This window comes from Erythrobacter sp. BLCC-B19 (assembly GCF_028621955.1).
GTDB lineage: Bacteria > Pseudomonadota > Alphaproteobacteria > Sphingomonadales > Sphingomonadaceae > Erythrobacter.
On the sequence record NZ_CP117516.1, the window covers coordinates 3,161,631 to 3,177,257 of the forward strand.

General features: G+C 64.6%; 13 protein-coding genes. 7 read left to right on the top strand and 6 right to left on the bottom strand.

From position 1 onward, the window contains the following. Positions 1-127: 127 nt before the first annotated feature. The 4 genes from PS060_RS14890 to PS060_RS14905 all read right to left on the bottom strand — a co-directional run bounded on the left by PS060_RS14890 (position 128) and on the right by PS060_RS14905 (position 5,665). Positions 128-1,630 (bottom strand): sulfatase-like hydrolase/transferase, encoded by a 1,503-nt coding sequence (locus PS060_RS14890; protein WP_273984248.1) that lies wholly within the window; start codon positions 1,628-1,630, stop codon positions 128-130. A gap of 60 nt (positions 1,631-1,690) precedes the next feature. Continuing rightward, positions 1,691-2,932, bottom strand: coding sequence for a hypothetical protein (locus PS060_RS14895; RefSeq protein ID WP_273984249.1), 1,242 nt, complete (start codon positions 2,930-2,932; stop codon positions 1,691-1,693). Beyond that, a complete protein-coding gene (locus PS060_RS14900) occupies positions 2,932-3,573 on the bottom strand; it encodes a TetR/AcrR family transcriptional regulator (protein ID WP_273984250.1) in 642 nt (213 codons plus the stop codon). The genes PS060_RS14895 and PS060_RS14900 overlap by 1 nt, the downstream gene beginning before the upstream one ends. Before the next feature lie 67 nt (positions 3,574-3,640). Beyond that, positions 3,641-5,665: a CRTAC1 family protein gene (locus PS060_RS14905; RefSeq protein WP_273984251.1), complete on the bottom strand. Its 2,025-nt coding sequence runs from the start codon at positions 5,663-5,665 to the stop codon at positions 3,641-3,643. A gap of 311 nt (positions 5,666-5,976) precedes the next feature. Between PS060_RS14905 and PS060_RS14910 the strand changes: the two genes are divergently transcribed. From PS060_RS14910 to PS060_RS14925, 4 genes are read left to right on the top strand one after another with little or no spacing between them, the layout of a single operon-like run. Beyond that, entirely contained in the window at positions 5,977-6,546 is a 570-nt protein-coding gene (locus PS060_RS14910; protein ID WP_273984252.1) for a DUF1214 domain-containing protein, read from the top strand. Then, on the top strand, positions 6,546-7,109 hold the full coding sequence (locus PS060_RS14915; protein WP_273984253.1) for a DUF1254 domain-containing protein: 564 nt from the start codon (positions 6,546-6,548) through the stop codon (positions 7,107-7,109). Before PS060_RS14910 ends, PS060_RS14915 begins: the two co-directional genes overlap by 1 nt. 17 nt (positions 7,110-7,126) lie before the next feature. After that, complete coding sequence (locus PS060_RS14920; RefSeq protein WP_273984254.1) at positions 7,127-8,188, top strand: alpha/beta hydrolase; 1,062 nt, start codon at positions 7,127-7,129, stop codon at positions 8,186-8,188. 32 nt (positions 8,189-8,220) lie between these two features. Further along, the gene (locus PS060_RS14925) at positions 8,221-9,231 is read left to right on the top strand and encodes a formylglycine-generating enzyme family protein (RefSeq protein WP_273984255.1); all 1,011 of its coding nucleotides are present in this window, start codon (positions 8,221-8,223) and stop codon (positions 9,229-9,231) included. Positions 9,232-9,698: 467 nt separating this feature from the next. Here the strand turns inward: PS060_RS14925 and PS060_RS14930 are convergent, their stop codons facing one another. Both PS060_RS14930 and PS060_RS14935 read right to left on the bottom strand, forming a co-directional pair. Then, positions 9,699-12,068 carry an EAL domain-containing protein gene (locus PS060_RS14930; RefSeq protein WP_273984256.1) on the bottom strand — a complete coding sequence of 790 codons (2,370 nt, stop codon included), beginning with the start codon at positions 12,066-12,068 and terminating at the stop codon, positions 9,699-9,701. A 107-nt stretch (positions 12,069-12,175) separates the two neighbouring features. Further along, a complete protein-coding gene (locus PS060_RS14935; protein WP_273984257.1) occupies positions 12,176-12,631 on the bottom strand; it encodes a DUF3429 domain-containing protein in 456 nt (151 codons plus the stop codon). 98 nt (positions 12,632-12,729) lie between these two features. Here PS060_RS14935 and PS060_RS14940 point away from each other — a divergent pair, with 98 nt between their 5' ends. The 3 genes from PS060_RS14940 to PS060_RS14950 all read left to right on the top strand — a co-directional run bounded on the left by PS060_RS14940 (position 12,730) and on the right by PS060_RS14950 (position 15,609). Beyond that, on the top strand, positions 12,730-13,503 hold the full coding sequence (locus tag PS060_RS14940; protein ID WP_273984258.1) for an SDR family NAD(P)-dependent oxidoreductase: 774 nt from the start codon (positions 12,730-12,732) through the stop codon (positions 13,501-13,503). Positions 13,504-13,574: 71 nt separating this feature from the next. Then, on the top strand, positions 13,575-14,960 hold the full coding sequence (locus PS060_RS14945) for an ABC1 kinase family protein (RefSeq protein ID WP_273984259.1): 1,386 nt from the start codon (positions 13,575-13,577) through the stop codon (positions 14,958-14,960). A gap of 148 nt (positions 14,961-15,108) precedes the next feature. Then, positions 15,109-15,609, top strand: coding sequence for a low molecular weight protein-tyrosine-phosphatase (locus PS060_RS14950; RefSeq protein ID WP_273984261.1), 501 nt, complete (start codon positions 15,109-15,111; stop codon positions 15,607-15,609). Positions 15,610-15,627: the final 18 nt, after the last annotated feature.

The window sequence follows — 15,627 nt, forward strand, 5'->3', positions numbered from 1 at the left end:
ATTCCCCTTTCTCTCGCAGTCATGGTCTGCTGCGATATTTTTCTGTTATATTTCAGCTATTTCAATGATCTTACCGACCCCGCAGCAAGCGCGCTTGGCGCAGCAAGGCAAAGCGTGCCGGTTTGCATCAGGGGCTGAACTTGAAATGTCGGCCGCCGAAGTCGAAATCGGTTCGACGCGGCTTCCAGCCCGGCTCGCTCATCTGCGCCGCCCAGGCAGCGTGGGCCGCTCGCATGGCCTCGGCCCGCTGCGGATGGCGCTGAAGAAGGTTGACGGTCTCGCGCGGGTCCTTGCGCAGGTTGTAGAGATACTCGTTCCCGTCGAGATCGCGGATGAACTTCCAGTCGCCTTCCCGCACGGCGGCAATCGGCTGAGTCCGCCAGAACAGCGCGCGCCTCTCGCCCTTGCCGCCGAGCCGCGCGACAATGTCCTGCCCGTCAAACACCCGGTCGGACGGGAGGGACAGGCCGGCAGCGCGTGCCAGGGTGGGCATGATGTCGAGGCTGGAGACCGGCTGGTCGAACACCTGCCCGCCCGCCACCTGCGCCGGCCAGCGCAGCATGAACGGCACCCGCACCCCGCCTTCGAGATAGGTCAGCTTGCCACCCGACAGCGGCTCGGGACTGCACAGCCCTTCGATATAGGCCGCGCAGCCATTGTCCGACAGCAGCACCACGATGGTATCGCGCGATTTGCCGGTTGCCTCGAGATGAGCGAGCACCCGGCCGATCCCGTCATCGGCTTGCGCCACCATCGCGGCGAACACCCGGTTCTGGCGGGATTCGATTGCCGGGAAACGATCATACCATTCGCGGGTCGTTTGCAGCGGCGTGTGCGGCGCAGGGTGCGCAAGGTAGAGGAAGAACGGCTGATCACCGCTGCTGTCGATAAAGCGTATCGCTTCGTCGGTGATGAGATCGGTGAGGTGCCGGTCACCCAGCGGCACCGGGGTGCGATCGGGGCCGGTGACAATCTGCTCGGTCGCGCCGACCACTTCGTAGGGCTGCACCAGCTCGCGGCTCTCGCCCGGCTTGGAAGGGTTGTAGGCGTTGACCGCATCGGGCGCATCGGGGCGGATGAAGTTGGTCTGCCCGGTCAGCAGACCCCAGAAATAGTCGAACCCGCGATTGGTCGGGTAATGCTCGTCGTTCCAGCCAAGATGCCACTTGCCGATCACGCCGGTGCGGTAGCCCCCGGCGCGCATGACATCGCCGATCGTCATTTCCCGCGGGTCGAGACCACGGTGCTCGGCACGATCGAGCGCGCCGGGACCGTTGTTGTATTCGAAACCGAACCGCTGCTGATGGCGACCCGTCATCAACCCCGCGCGCGAGGGTGAGCAGATCGGCGCGGAGACATAGCCTTGCGTGAACAGCACGCCCTCGCGCGCAAGCCGGTCGATGTTCGGGGTCGGGATGCGGCCCTTGTTGTAGGCTGAGACGTCAGCATAGCCGAGATCATCGAGGATGATGACGAGCACATTGGGCTTGCCCGCCGGTGCGGCAGCAGGCGCGGCGGCGGTGCCCCGCGCCTGCGCCGTCGGCACGCCTGCGCCCCCGGGAGAGAGGTGAAGGGCGCCCGCAAGAACAAGGCCTGCGGCAGCGAGCATCAGGCGGTTGAAAATCGTCATCTCGATCCTCCCGCCTTCTACTTACCGACCGGACGGTAGGTGTCAATCACCTTTACGCGCCTATGGCACGCCCAGCACCTCGCGGACGGTGATGAGCAGCCGCTGCCACGCGTCGGACAGCAGGTGCGGAGCGGTCGAATCGGCCGTGTCGCTCGGCAGGTGATGGTGCGGGCCGTAGCCTGCAAAACCGAGATGGTGCGGATAGCCCGCGCGGGCCACATCGGCGATCTCGCCAAAGACAGCTTGCGATGTATCAACCGGCACGAAGGCACTCGCCAGATGAGGCTGCGCAATGGGCGCAATCGTGCCTGAGAACAGCGCGTAGCGTGTCGCGCTGTTGGCATCGACCGCTCCGGCGCGGGCATATGTGGCAATGCTGGCCCCAAGATGCAGCCACAGGGCGGTCGCTTCCGGTGCAGGGGCCAAATCCGATTCAAGGAAGCGGGCCATCCCCGAATGGCCGACCTCATGTCCGGCGGTGGCAACCATCACAATGTCGTGCGGCACGTGCTCGCGCGCCCATGCCGCGATCGCAAGGAACATGGCGATGCCCGGCCCACGCTCGCCGCCACATGGCCCCCAGCCGGTATAGGGTGTCGAGATAACGACTGCCGTGTCGGTGCCAGGCCGATCCAGGCGCGCGACGATGTTGGCGGCCCTGATCGTCTCATGGTGCCCCGCCAACCGCAGCTCCAGCCCCACCGGGGCGGACATCAGGCGCGCGCCCTCTCCTGCGCTGATTGCCAGCACGGGAACCGGCCACGGCTCGGCCTGCGCACGGGCATTGAACAGGTAGGGGCCGTCAGCGCCAAGCGATGTCTCGGTTGCCAGCAACACCGCCGATGCGCCTTGCGCTATCGCTGCCTGGATCCGAGCCTCAACCGCTCCGCCCAGATAGCTTTGATCGCCGACCTTGACCGGAAGAATGGCAAACCGCCCCGCCCCCGACCCGGGAGTGCCTTTGACAGTCAACCCATTGGGCGCGTCGGGCGGCCACCATTGCAGCGCTGCCGCGATCGGCTCGCCCTGCGCCATCAATGCGAGCTTTGTGCGTCGATATTGTCGCAGTTCGAAGGTCTGGTGTTCTACCGTGTAGCCCAGTTGCGAAAGGCGCTGCACCAGCCAAAGGGCCGTGCTCTCGGCGCCCTGCGTTCCGACCAGATGATCGCCCTTGGCGACATAGGCTGCCACATCGGCATGGAGCGCCGCACCAGTATCGGCCCGGGCGACCCCCACCTGCAAAAGCGCCGCGCTCGCCGCCCCAAGCCATGCCCCCAGCAGCGCCCGATGCAGCCGGGCCACTATCCGTCCTTGAGCACCCCGCCGAGCGCGATCCGGGTGATCTGCTCGACGATAGCGTCCAGCTCCATCGGCCCGCCCGGACGACGCCAGCGGGCCATCCACACGATCATCCCGATGATCGAGAAGGCCGCGACGTTGACGTCGACATCAGCCAGCTTGCCGGCCTCTCGCAGGTCTTCCAGCGCCTTTCGCACGAACAGGAAGTACGCGCGCTTGCGGGCGTCGATATCGGCCTGGTTCTCGGCGCCCAGCAGGCCCGGTTCGTCGACCAGAATGGTGATCGGATTACCGAACGGCCCCTGCACCCGGCCAATGTTGATGAGGTGGTTGCGGATGATCGTCGCCAGCCGTTCCGCCGGATCGGCAATGTCTTGTGCAGGCAGAACCACATCGCGCTCGAGCACCTCCATGCCCCAGCGCATCAGAGTGTAGAGCAGGTCTTCCTTGCTCTCGACGAAATAATAGAGGCCCGCCTTGGTGATCCCAACGGCCTTTGCGATGTCAGCCATCGACGTATTGCCCGTGCCCTTCTCGACGAACAGGCGCGCGGCGTGGAAGAATATCTGCTCCCGGCGATCCTCTCCAGGCGCTTCGATGATCGTGTCTCCCACGATCAGACGCTTTGATGGATCGAACGGCATTGGTGACAGCTCCCCTCGCCCGGACTCACTGTGTCGCGGGATAGCGGCGCACACCAGCCGATGGCGTTCATGGTGTCAACTCGCGGGTCGTGCCGGCAGCCACATCGACTTCGAGTGTCTGGTCGGCGGCCAGCCTGTCGAACGCCAGCCGCGTGCCGTCTGCAAGGATGATCTCGAGATCGACGCGGCGGCGCTTGCCGAGCCCGAAATGCGCCCGAAGCGCCGATGAGCTCTTGTAGGACTGGCTGGAGGACAGCTGGCGCGAGCCGATGATCCGCCCGTCAGCCCGGGCAATCACCCGCGCCCCTGCCAGCCGCGCGTGATCGACATTGGCGAAAGTCAGAGCGATCCAGTGATTGTCCTTGCCGCCAAAGGCGCCGCGGTTGCGCCACACGGTATCGAGAAAGCGATTGGCCGGAATCGGCTGCAGGCCGAAGCGTCCCTCGGGATAGCTGTGACCGGGGTCGGCCATGAACATCAGGTCGATCAGCCCGTCCCCGTCAAGGTCGCCCGCCTCCATCGCGATCGAATTGCGGTCGATGCCCGAGAGCGGCACCTTGACCGGCGCGAAGCGGCCGTCACCCTGATTGAGGAACAGCACGTTGCGCAGATCATCCCACGATCCGTCGAGCTCGTGCCGGTCGGCCACCAGCAGATCGACATGGCCGTCATTGTTGAAGTCCTCGAACAGCGCGTCGGCCCCGTAGAAGCTGTAATCGAGCCGCGAGAAGTCCTTGCACAGCGGGTAATTGGGGGTGAAATCCGGACACTTGTTGTGGATCACGCCGTCCGGCACGTCGAGGTTGACCCCGAAAAACGCCTGCCATTCGCGATAGGTCTGGTTGAGCGGGGCGAGCCCGGCCTCGGCCGTCGCCTCGCGGAAACGGAAGCTACCCTCGCCGCGCCAGAAGCGCGCCACCGACATATCGGTCTTGACTGTCCAGCTCAGGTCATTGGGGCCGACGGCGAGCATATCGAGCAAGCCGTCATTGTCGACATCGGCGGCCGCGAGGTAGGGCAGGCTGATACCCTTGGCTAAGGTGTCGTAGCGCTTTTCCTTGCGGTTGAAGCTTGCCTGCCCGCGTTCGGACAGGCCGTTGTCGGTCAGCAGTTCGAAATGGAACCGTCCGTCTTCCTTCAGCCGGTTGCGCCACGTCCACACGCCGGTGCGGTATTCGCCGGTCGCGCAAGGATCCTGCGGGCGGGCCATGTTCATGTCGATGTGGTAGGACTGGATCAGGTCCTGATCGCCGTCATTGTCGATGTCGCGCAACATGATGCCGGGGCCGGCGCGGTCGATATTGGGGTTGCAGGTGAACTCGCCGGGAAACTCGGGGATCAGCCCGCTGGTCGAGAGATCCTCGAACCGCCCGTCCTCGAACCGGCCGCTCGCCGGCGGCACGAAGCGGTAGAAGCGGTGCCGCGGAATGCCGAGGCGCTGGGTGTTGCCGATATTGTCGGCCGCCAGCGCAATGTCGAGCCAGCCGTCGCCATCGACATCGGCAATCGAGGACTGACGGTTATAGGCCTGGTCATTGGCCAGCCCCATCGCCTTGCCGACATCGCGAAAGCGATCCCAGCTGCCGTTGCTGACAAGCAGGTTGTTGCCGCCCGAAGGATCGTCGATCGGCCCGCGGTTGCGGGTCAGGAAGATGTCCAGCCAACCGTCCTTGTTGAAGTCGGCGAGGTTGATGATCTGGGTGCGCTGCCCCATCGCTTCGGCGGTGAAGCCCGAATCCGTTATCGTGATCGGGTGCCGATCAAACTGCCAGCAGCCCTTGTTGACGAACAGGCGCAGCTCCCCGCCCCCAGCGCGATCAGCGCGGTCACGATTGTCGCCGACAACGATAATGTCGAGCCGTCCGTCCTGGTTGAGATCGACCAGCGCGGCACTGCCCGTGCCGTCGGCAAGATCGGTGATGCCGGGAATGTCCGCGCGCTCGAACAGCGCGCCGGTGCCGTCAGCGCTGTCGCGGCAGCGCTGCTCGCCCGCTGCCGCGGTCGGCTCGGTCGCCGCGGTCGCATGGACGGGCTGGTGCAGCGCCACCAACGCCCCGACGAAGCTTGCCAGCCTGAGGCTTCTGCGTGTCATGCGCGGCAAGATAGGCCCCCTCATCTCAGATTACCGACCGGTCGGTAGCATAACTTTCGAGGCGCCTCCACCCACTATGGACAGCCATATCGAAATTAGTTACCTACCGGTCGGTAATCAAATGCAGTCGAGACCTGATGATGCACGCAAGCGCGGGGAATAAAGGCATGGCGAATCGCGCAGACCGGCACTTGCCTGCCAGCATACCAGGTACGGCACGACACCTGCGCCCGAACAAGCCGCAGTGCAGCAATGCTGCGGCCCTCATGGTGCGCCGATAGGTCGCCGTCATGCGCAAGCGGGGAATTTGGTTGGCAGGCCTCCTTGCCACCGCGCTCGCCGGAGCGACGGTCGGGGTCGCAGCGGCATGGCTGGTGACAGGGCAGGTCGACGCGCGCGCTGGGCGTGGGCCTACCCCGTGGAAGACCATGGCGGGCACGGGCAGCGCCGCCGCAGGCCGGCTCCAGCGCGCGATCGTCGCGCGGGTCGGGATCTGGGCCTTGCCCGATAGCGAGGTGATCTATTTCAACACCGAGAGCGACAGCAACGGCGACCCTTTGCGCGCTGGCTGCACCTATCGGCTCGAAGCCCGCGCCGAGCCCGCCGCCCGGTGGTGGTCGATCGGGGTCTATCGCAACTATTTCTGGATCGACAATGCCATTGATCGCTACAGCCTCACCAGCTCGACCATTCGCCGCCTGCCTGAAGGCGGATACACGGTGACGGTCTCGGGCACGCCGACGCAGGGCAACTGGTTACCGCTGGGCGAGCGCGAGGGCAGGATCACGCTCCTCGTCAGGCTATACCAGCCCGATCCGGCCATCATGGCGAACCCCGAAAGCGTGCCGCTCCCCACGGTGCGACGTCAGGCGTGCCGCTGATGCGCCGACTGACCCGTCTTGTGCCCTTCGTCGCGGTGGGCCTGATCAGCGCAGCGGCCGGCTGGTTCGTGACGATCGAGCGCATTCCCTATCTGATGACCGATGCCGTTTTCGCCCGGATGGAAGCGGCAGGCGCGCGCCCCAATGTTCTTGGCAAAGCCGTGATGCGCTATGCCAAGGGCAATATTGTGCCGATGGCCAACGCCGACATTCTCGCACGCTCGGCGATACTCGACCTGTCGGAAGGCCCGCTGCAATTCACCGCCACCCCGCCGCGCGAGCTTGTCGATTACTGGTCGGTGTCGGTCTTCGCCCACAACACCGACACGCTGTTCGTTCGCAACGATTCGCAAGTGCCCGAAGGAAAGACCATCATGGTGCGCCTTCGCCTCGCCCATCACCCGCGCCCCGGCCCGGGCGTGCATGATGTCGTCCTGCCCTCGCCCCGCGGCTTTCTGCTGGTGCGCCCGACCATGCCTGACCGCGAGAACCCCGCCGCCGTCGCCGCTCTTGCCGATGCGCTGGCCGAGCACCGGCTGGAGCGCGTCGGCGCGCAGCCATGACCCAAAGGAGTTCGACGATGATGAAAGCCCCGCTTGTCCTTGGCCTTGGTCTGCTTGCCGGTGCCGTCGCTGTCGCTGCCCAGAGCACGCCTTCGCTCGATGCGGTGCGCAGCGCCTGCCGTGCCGAGTTGGAACGTCATTGCAACACCGACAGTGCCACCAGTGACCTGCGCGCTGCCGGACGCTGTCTGCGCGAAAATCGTCGGTCGCTCTCGCGCGATTGCCGCAGCGCCTTGCAAGACCTGCGCGAGGCGCGGGCGAGCGGTGGCGGTTCGCCCGCCGACCGCGCCGTTCGCCAGAGCGCTGCGACCACCGCCGAAGGCCGGATCGTCACCTATGGCGATGATCCCAAGCAGAAACTCCGATACTTCCCCGCTGCTGGCGGCGGCGCGGTGCTGGTGGTGTTTGTCCATGGCGGCGGCTGGGCCAAGGGCGACATGGACTCCGCCAATGGGATGAAGTCTGCGACCTTCAACGCCGCAGGTTTCAGCTTCGCAACAGTCAACTACAGGCTCTATCCCGCCGCCGGTGTCGAGCAGCAGGCTGCCGATGTTGCGTCCGCCGTAGCAGCAGCGCTCGCGGCGAGCGAACGTGACGGACATATTCCGAAGACAGTGGTGCTGATGGGCCATTCTGCCGGTGCCCATCTGGCCGCGCTGGTGGCGCTCGATGATCGCTACCTTGCCGCAGCTGGTGTGCCATCAGACCGGATCACGGGTGTCTCGCTGCTCGACGGGGCCGGCTATGACGTGCCGGGACAGATCGCAAGTGGCGGCAATGCGCAGCTCTACCGAACGATTTTCGGCGAGGATCCCAAGGCTTGGGCGCGGCTCTCGCCGCTGACCTATGCGCAAGGCGCCTCCGACGGGCCGACTTTCCTGATCCACCATGTCGCCAGCCGCGAAGCGTCACGCCGCCAGTCCCAAGGTCTGGCCGATGCGATCACCCGCGCTGGCGGTTCGGCCAAGGTGGTCGCGGCAGAAGGAAAGACCCACGCTTCGATCAATCAGGAATTCGGCAAGTCAGGCGATGTGGTCACCGGCGAAGTGCTTGCCTTTGTCGCAGGGCTCGCCGGATAGAACTAGGCTTGCAGTCCGCGATCTCCGCAGCCGTGAGAGGCGCATTCGCCTATGCGATCCTTGCCGCGCTGGCAGGCTGCGACAGCGCGCCTGAGGCAACCGCATTGCAAGCCACAGCCGCAGATTTTGCGACGCTTGCGCGGTGCCCGGCACCGCCCGACACTCCTGTCGCGATCCCCGCCGGCCGCTTCGTGATGGGAAGCGATGCGGTCTATCCCGAAGAAGGCCCGCCGCGCATCACGCAGGTATCGGCCTTCTGGATAGACCGCCACGAAGTCACGAACCGTCAGTTCGCAGCCTTTATCGTGGCGACCGGCCATGTGACCGTGGCCGAAAGACCCGTCGATCCGGCGGCTTTCGGCGTGCCGATCGAACAGATCCCGGCCTTCATGCTCGAACCCGGATCGGCCGTGTTCACCCCGCCCGCGCGTCCGTCGCGCAGCTATGCCGACTGGTGGGTCTACGTGCCCGGTGCCAGCTGGAAACGCCCCTATGGTCCGCACGGGCCGGCAGCCGTTCCCGATCAGCCGGTCGTGCATCTCGCCTGGGAAGATATGCAGGCCTTTGCGCGGTGGAAGGGCGGACGCTTGCCGACCGAGGCGGAGTGGGAGTATGCTGCCAGCGCCGGAACGCTGGATGATCGTGCTCAGCCCGGCCCGGATCGTGCCAACAGCTGGCAGGGCGCCTTTCCCCTCGTCAACGAGGGTCTCGACGGGTTCAAGGGCATTGCTCCGGTCGGATGCTTCAAGCCCAATCGCTTTGGCCTGCACGACATGGTCGGCAATGTCTGGGAAGTGACGGCGGACTTCTACCGTCCTGGCCATGATCCTGCCGAGCGCGACAATCCGCGCGGCCCGGGCGAGAACGACTCCTATGACCCGCAGCATCGGGGACTTGCCAGCCGGGTGATGAAAGGCGGGAGCTATCTGTGTGCTCCCAATTATTGCCAGCGCTACCGGCCCGAAAGCCGCCAAGGTCGCGACCCGGGTCTCGGCGCCAGCAATGTCGGCTTCCGCCTCGCCTATGACCGGGCGCCCGGCTAGTCGGGACCGCAAGAGACGGCGGGTGCGATTAATAGCAAAGGCCGGATCGCTGATGCGGAAAAAAGCGCGGGGCGCGCGCAAGGCAAGGCTTTCGGCCAGGCCAATTCTCGACTGAACGCCTCGGCATGGTTTTCCGGCTTAACAACATTCGGCAAAGAATTGTGCCAAATTGGGCCAATCCGTGATTGAATGCTGCAACCGGGAGTGCCAGAGCGCCGACCGCAGCACTTGGCCTTAACCATGATTCGTGGCGGGGCACAGCCGCCGCTCTGCCGGACTGGGCTCCAGGGATGACCCCGGCGGGATTGCGGGCATAAAAAAAGCCCCGGTTTCCCGGGGCTTTTCAATCATCTAAGGCGAGACCGTCTTAGCGGCTGCCGAACAGGTGCGAGAAGTAACCCCACATGTTTTGTCTCCTATCAGCGCCAAACTGCTGTAGGATCCGTTTAACACTTTATTAACCTTAATCAACCGTAAATTGCGGTTCTTCCCCCACCCATCATCGCGAGCAGCTCGTCCATCGTGATCGCGCGGGAAAACAGATAGCCCTGCGCCTGATCGCAGCCCATGGCTCTGAGAGCGGCGGCCACGGACAGATCCTCCACGCCTTCCGCCACGACCACCTTGCCGAGCGAGTGCGCGATCTCGATCGTCGCACGCACCACGGCGCGGCTTTCTTCGGAGGTTGCCATGTGCTGCACGAATCGCTTGTCGATCTTCAATTCGGAGCTCGGCAGCTTTTCGATATACTCAAGGTTCGACTGGCCCGTGCCGAAGTCGTCGATCGACAACCCGATCCCGCGCGCCTTGAGTGCTGCAATCTGCGGCGCGATGCGGTGATCTTCGAGCTTTGCCGTTTCGGTCAGTTCGAGCGTCAGGTTTTCAGGCGGGAAATTGTAGCGGCCCAGCATCGTCATGATGTCGAACAGCAGGTGCGTGTCCGAGAGGCTCTTGGCCGACATATTGACCGCCAGCTTGAAACGCGGGTCAAGCGCAATCGCCTGCTTGCCGCCGACCAGCGCGCTTTCCATCACCACCAGCGTGAGCTCATTGATCCGGTCGCCTGCTTCGGCAGCCAGCACCAGATCCTGCGGATTGACGAATTCGCGCCCGTCGGGCTGCCAGCGAATCAGGGTTTCGGCCCCGACTATGCGGCCTGAGGCAAGGTCGATCTTGGGCTGGAACGCCACGCCGATGCTGCGGTCGCGCAGCCCCTTTTCAAGCACCCTGATGAGTTCGAGCCGGTTGTTGCGGGCTTCCAGATGAGCAGCGTCATTGATGATGTAGCGCAGACCCCGCAGCGCGGCCTCCTCGGCCGCCTGCATCGCTTTCTTGATCCGCAAGGCAACCGGCAGGTCATAATTGGTATCGATCCCCAAGGCGGGCGAGCCGTTGGACGATTGCCATTCATAACTGATGGCGGTCTTGAGCATCAGCGCCAGGCCATCGGCGTGCCGTTCAAGTTCATCGGTGTCCATGCGCGGCGCGAGCCACACCAGGATGTCCCGCTCGAACGCCACGTCCCCGACTTCGCCCGGGCCTTTGACATAGGCGATCAGGGTGTTGACGAAATCGCCGATCTCGCGCGCGGACCAATCCTCGGACAGCTCGGCCAGATTGGTGATCTTGAGAGCGTAGACATCGCGCGCCTCGCTGGGCCGGTCGGAGCTGATCGCACTGGTGGTCATCGCATCGACATCGCTGCTGAAATATCTGCGGTTGATGCGATAGAAGCCGATCGCGGCAAAGCCGACCGCGAGCAGTGCCGACATGATGTCGATATGGATCGATGTCTCGTCGAACACGAAGGGCACGGCCATCAGAAAGAACGTGCCGCCCCACAGCGCCTTGCCGGACCGATTGTGATTGAGCGCCTGCACCATGATCACCACGGCAACCAGCAGCATGGCCGGGAACCACATCAGATCGACAGGCGTGCCGCGCTTGAGCGTGTGCGCGCCCAGAACATGGAAATAGGCGCCCGGCACGCGCCCGCTCATCTTAAGGGGCATCAGGAAATAATCGGCAGATTCGAAATAGGTCTTGCCGATGACAACCTTCTTGCCGCGCAGCTGATCGGGCGTGACCCGGCCTTCGAGGACGTCGATGTAGCTGAAGGTCGGCACCGTTGCGGGATCGAACGCATAGTCCGGGCGGTAAAGCCGCGACGGCCCCGAATAGTCCGCCAGCACAGCCGAGATCGACGGTTCGCTCTTGTTGGCGAAGGCCACCTCGGTCGGGAAACTGACCGACAGGCCGAAAGGACTGCCCCTGCCGTTCATGGCCGCAAGGCCTGCGAGCGGGCGAAATACGGGAAGCGGCGCAATCTCGTCGACACGCTGGAAGCCGATTTCATGCGCCGGTGCTAGGCCGAGCCAGATCTTGCCGGAATGGCGGCGCAAGGTCTGCGCAAACATCGCATCCGCCTCTGGCGTTTCGGGATCGGCATGGGCGCGGTCGAACACGACGCGCTGCACGCCAGCGGCAAACATGATGTCGAGCACCTTGGAATCGTGCACCCTGCTCGGCAGGTTTCGCTGGAACGCATTGAGCGTCCGGTCATCCACCGCGATCAAGGCAATGTCCTGCGGCGCAGGACGGTCGCGCAATTGGGCGCGGGCGGCGCGGTAGAAATCTTCGGCCGGGAGCGGCAGTTCGATGGCGGCAGAGACAACCCCGAACAGGATCGCGAGAATTGCCACTTTCACGCGCTTGCGACGCAGCAGCGCATTGCCCGAGCGCAGTCCCGTTCGCGCTGCGAATACAGCAACTTCGTCGTCGACCGCGCCGAACGCACGCCGCCACTTGCCGGCCAGTTTGTTAATCGACGAAATCATCAAGCACGGGTTCCCGAGGCGAAAGCCAAGCTTCTCCCTAGGGAATGGTGGTTAATTCATCGCAAACGCGCAGCCCCAGACGGTTCGCCGCCGCGCGCTGCGGCGCATCAGATCACCCGTGCCGACAGCAGCCCGAGCGCGATCGTCAAGCTGCCCAGCCCCAGCGAAAGGTGCCAGCGCAGCCGCAGGAAATCGGCTTGCGCAAAACCCAGCGCGCGGTCGATCATCGGCGAGCCAAGGATCAGCGCGCCGAGATAGAGCAGCGCCGGCCCCGGCCATTCCCACCCGAAGGTCCAGGGCAGAAACAAGGCCACCGCGATCAGGCTGGGCAGCACGGCCAGACCATAGGCCCCGGCCCCGGCGCGCCCGCTCTGGATCGCCTGACCCCACCACACGCCTCCCAGAAAGCTGAAGATCGCCGCCGCATAGGCAAATCCCCCGGCGAGCGCGGAGTAGCGCCATTCGTGGCCGGTCAGGATCATGGCGATGCAGAAGACCTGCGGCAGAAGCCCGGCATAGCCGAGCGCCCGGGCCGTGGGCGTAAGGGTGTTTTGTCCATCCATGGCGGCACAAAGCCTGTCACCCGCGCCGGTTCCCGCATGGTGTCCATGGTTGTTCAGATAGCTTGCGAGCATCGCGGCTTTGCGCCACTTGGCTGGCTATGACCCTGTTCGATCTTACCGGCCGGACGGCCATCATCACCGGCGGCAATGGCGGGCTTGGGCTGGCGATGGCCCGCGGGCTCGCCAAGGCGGGCGCCAATGTCGCGATCTGGGCGCGCAATGCGGACAAGAACGCGGCCGCGTTCGAGGAACTTTGTGCGCTGGGAGGCGGAAACCCGCTTGTGACGCAATGCGATGTGTCGGTGGAACGGGACGTCGAAGATGCCTTGGCGATGACGCTCGACGTCTTGGGCAGGGTCGACATCTGCTTCGCCAATGCGGGCATATCGGGCGCGGGGACGGCCATCCCCGACATCACCGCCGATGGCTGGGATCACACCATGGCGATCAACACCCGCGGCGCGGCGCTGGTGTACAAGCACGTCTCGCGCCACATGATCGATCGCGCCAAGAACGGCGATCCGGGCGGCAAGCTGATCGCGACATCGTCTGGCCAGTCGATCATGGGGGTCAATCGCTCGTCCGATTACGCCGCCTCGAAGGCCGCGCTCAACGGCCTCACCCGCGCCGCCGCCTTCGAACTGGCGCGCTATCAGATCACCGCCAACGCGCTGCTTTTCGGCTATTACGAGACCGACATCACCGCCAAGGCCGACCCCAGATTTGCCGAGTGGATGGCACGGCGAATCCCGCTGCGCCGGCCCGGCGATCATGCGGGGCTCGAGGGGCTGGCGGTGTTCTTCGCCTCGTCCCACTCGGACTACATCACCGGGCAGTGTCTGCCGGTCGACGGGGGGCTGTGCATCTCCTGAGAGGGGAACGACGAACCTGCCTGACCGTTAGCCTTCAACCCCCTCCTCCCTTCGGAAAGCCACCCTCTCCCGTGTCCGACGACGACCAGACCCCCGAATTCGCCGACCGCAAGGAAGACCGCGCCCGCCAGCGCGCGGTGCCGTCGGGGCGCGTTGCACGGCTGGGCACCTTCGGGCGCTTGGTCGGCGGCGTTGCCGGCGGCATGGTGGCCGAAGGCGCGCGCCGGCTGGCGAGCGGCGAAGGCATTTCGGCGCGCGACCTCATCCTCACCCCCGGCAATGTCCAGCGCATGACCGACCGGCTATCGCACCTGCGCGGCGCGGCGATGAAGATGGGGCAGATGATCAGCCTCGATGCGGGCGATTTCCTGCCAGAGGAACTGTCGAAGATCCTCGCCACTTTGCGCGATCAGGCCAATTTCATGCCGACCCGTCAGCTCGATCAGGTGCTGAAAGCCGAATGGGGGCCGGACTGGCGCAAGCAGTTCCGCTGGTTCAACCCCCGCCCGATCGCCGCCGCCAGCATCGGCCAGGTGCACAAGGCGCTGACCCGCGACGGCGAGGAACTGGCGATCAAGGTGCAATATCCCGGCGTCGCCAAGTCGATCGATTCGGACGTCGACAACGTGATGACGCTCCTGAAGGTCGCCGGTTTTGCGCCTCCCGAACTCGAGATGGACAAGCTGATGGCAGCGGCCAAGCAGCAGCTCCACGAAGAGGCTGACTATGAACGCGAAGGCCGGCAGATGGCGCTCTATCGCGAACAGCTGGCGGGCGTGCCGGGGTTTGTGGTTCCGCGCCTCCACGAAGGCCTGACGCGCGGTTCGATCCTGGCGATGAGCTTCGAGGAGGGGGTCAGCATCGAGGAACTCGGCAACGAAAGTCCCGAGCGCCGCGACGAAGTCTTCGCGCGGCTGATCCGGCTGGTGGCGCGCGAATTGTTCGACTTCGGGGTGATGCAGACCGACCCAAACTTCGCCAATTTCCGCTACCGGCGCGAGACCGGCGAGATCGTGCTGCTCGATTTCGGCGCGTGCCGTCCGGTCGATCCGGCGGTGGCGAACGGCTACCGCAAGATGCTGCTGGCGGGTCTTGAGGGCAAGGCCGAGGACGTGCTCAAGGCCACGATCGAGGCCGGGTTCATGATGCCGATCGTCGCCGAAAAGCACCCCGAGCGGGTGAACCGGATGATCGATATCGTCATCAACGAAATGCGCGAGGATGCCCCGTTCGATTTCGGCGACCGCGCCTTCATCCCGCTCTTGCGCGACGAAGGCTGGGCGATCGCGCAGGACAAGGACACCTGGGCCTTTCCGCCGATCGAGACGCTGTTCGTGCAGCGCAAGGTCAGCGGCACAGCGCTGCTGGGCGCGCGGCTGAAGGCAAAGGTCAATATCCGGCGGATCACCGAAGAGGTTCTGGCAAGCACCGCGCCGATGCCGGTTCGCGCAGCCTAGCTTGTGCCGCCGTTGTCGCTTGCAGCACGCACGTTAACGCCGTTAGTCGCTTTGTTAACCTGCCCTGACGCGTAAATGTGATTTCTTTCACCTAAAACCAACGAGATAGCCTGTGGACAGGCTTGCAAAGTTGTAATACGGCGCACGGATGCACGGGGGGATCGATCACCGATTTAGTGTGCTGTTTGTGTGCCTTGGCAACATTTGCCGGTCACCAATGGCTGAAGGAGCGTTTCGCGCTGTAGCGCAGGAACGCGGCTTGGCGTGCCTGGTCGATTCAGCGGGAACTGCGTCCTACCACGTTGGGCAACAACCCGATCCGCGCGCCATCGGGGTGGCGAGCCGTCAGGGCATCGACATCGCAACGCAGGCGGCCCGGCAAGTCGAACGGGACGATTTCTATCGCTTCAGCCACATCATCGCGATGGACCGCGCCAATCTCGAAGCTCTGCGTGGAAAGGCGCCGCGCGATGGGACGGCGCGGCTTGCCATGCTGCTTGATGCCGTCGAGGGCCGCAGGGGCGAGCCTGTGGCTGATCCCTATTATGGCGACCTGGCTGCATTCGAAACCGCATGGAGCATCATCAACCTTGGCGCCAATGCCTGGGTCGACAAGCTGCTGCGTGAAGGCACCCGGCAAACCGTCTGACCCCGAAGTCATCAGACA

Coding starts and splice junctions, on each gene's coding strand:
- PS060_RS14890 (WP_273984248.1), bottom strand. CDS start 1,630: ATGACGATTTTCAACCGCCTGATGCTCGCTGCCGCAGGCCTTGTTCTT.
- PS060_RS14900 (WP_273984250.1), bottom strand. CDS start 3,573: ATGCCGTTCGATCCATCAAAGCGTCTGATCGTGGGAGACACGATCATC.
- PS060_RS14905 (WP_273984251.1), bottom strand. CDS start 5,665: ATGACACGCAGAAGCCTCAGGCTGGCAAGCTTCGTCGGGGCGTTGGTG.
- PS060_RS14915 (WP_273984253.1), top strand. CDS start 6,546: ATGCGCCGACTGACCCGTCTTGTGCCCTTCGTCGCGGTGGGCCTGATC.
- PS060_RS14920 (WP_273984254.1), top strand. CDS start 7,127: ATGATGAAAGCCCCGCTTGTCCTTGGCCTTGGTCTGCTTGCCGGTGCC.
- PS060_RS14930 (WP_273984256.1), bottom strand. CDS start 12,068: ATGATTTCGTCGATTAACAAACTGGCCGGCAAGTGGCGGCGTGCGTTC.
- PS060_RS14935 (WP_273984257.1), bottom strand. CDS start 12,631: ATGGATGGACAAAACACCCTTACGCCCACGGCCCGGGCGCTCGGCTAT.
- PS060_RS14940 (WP_273984258.1), top strand. CDS start 12,730: ATGACCCTGTTCGATCTTACCGGCCGGACGGCCATCATCACCGGCGGC.
- PS060_RS14950 (WP_273984261.1), top strand. CDS start 15,109: ATGCACGGGGGGATCGATCACCGATTTAGTGTGCTGTTTGTGTGCCTT.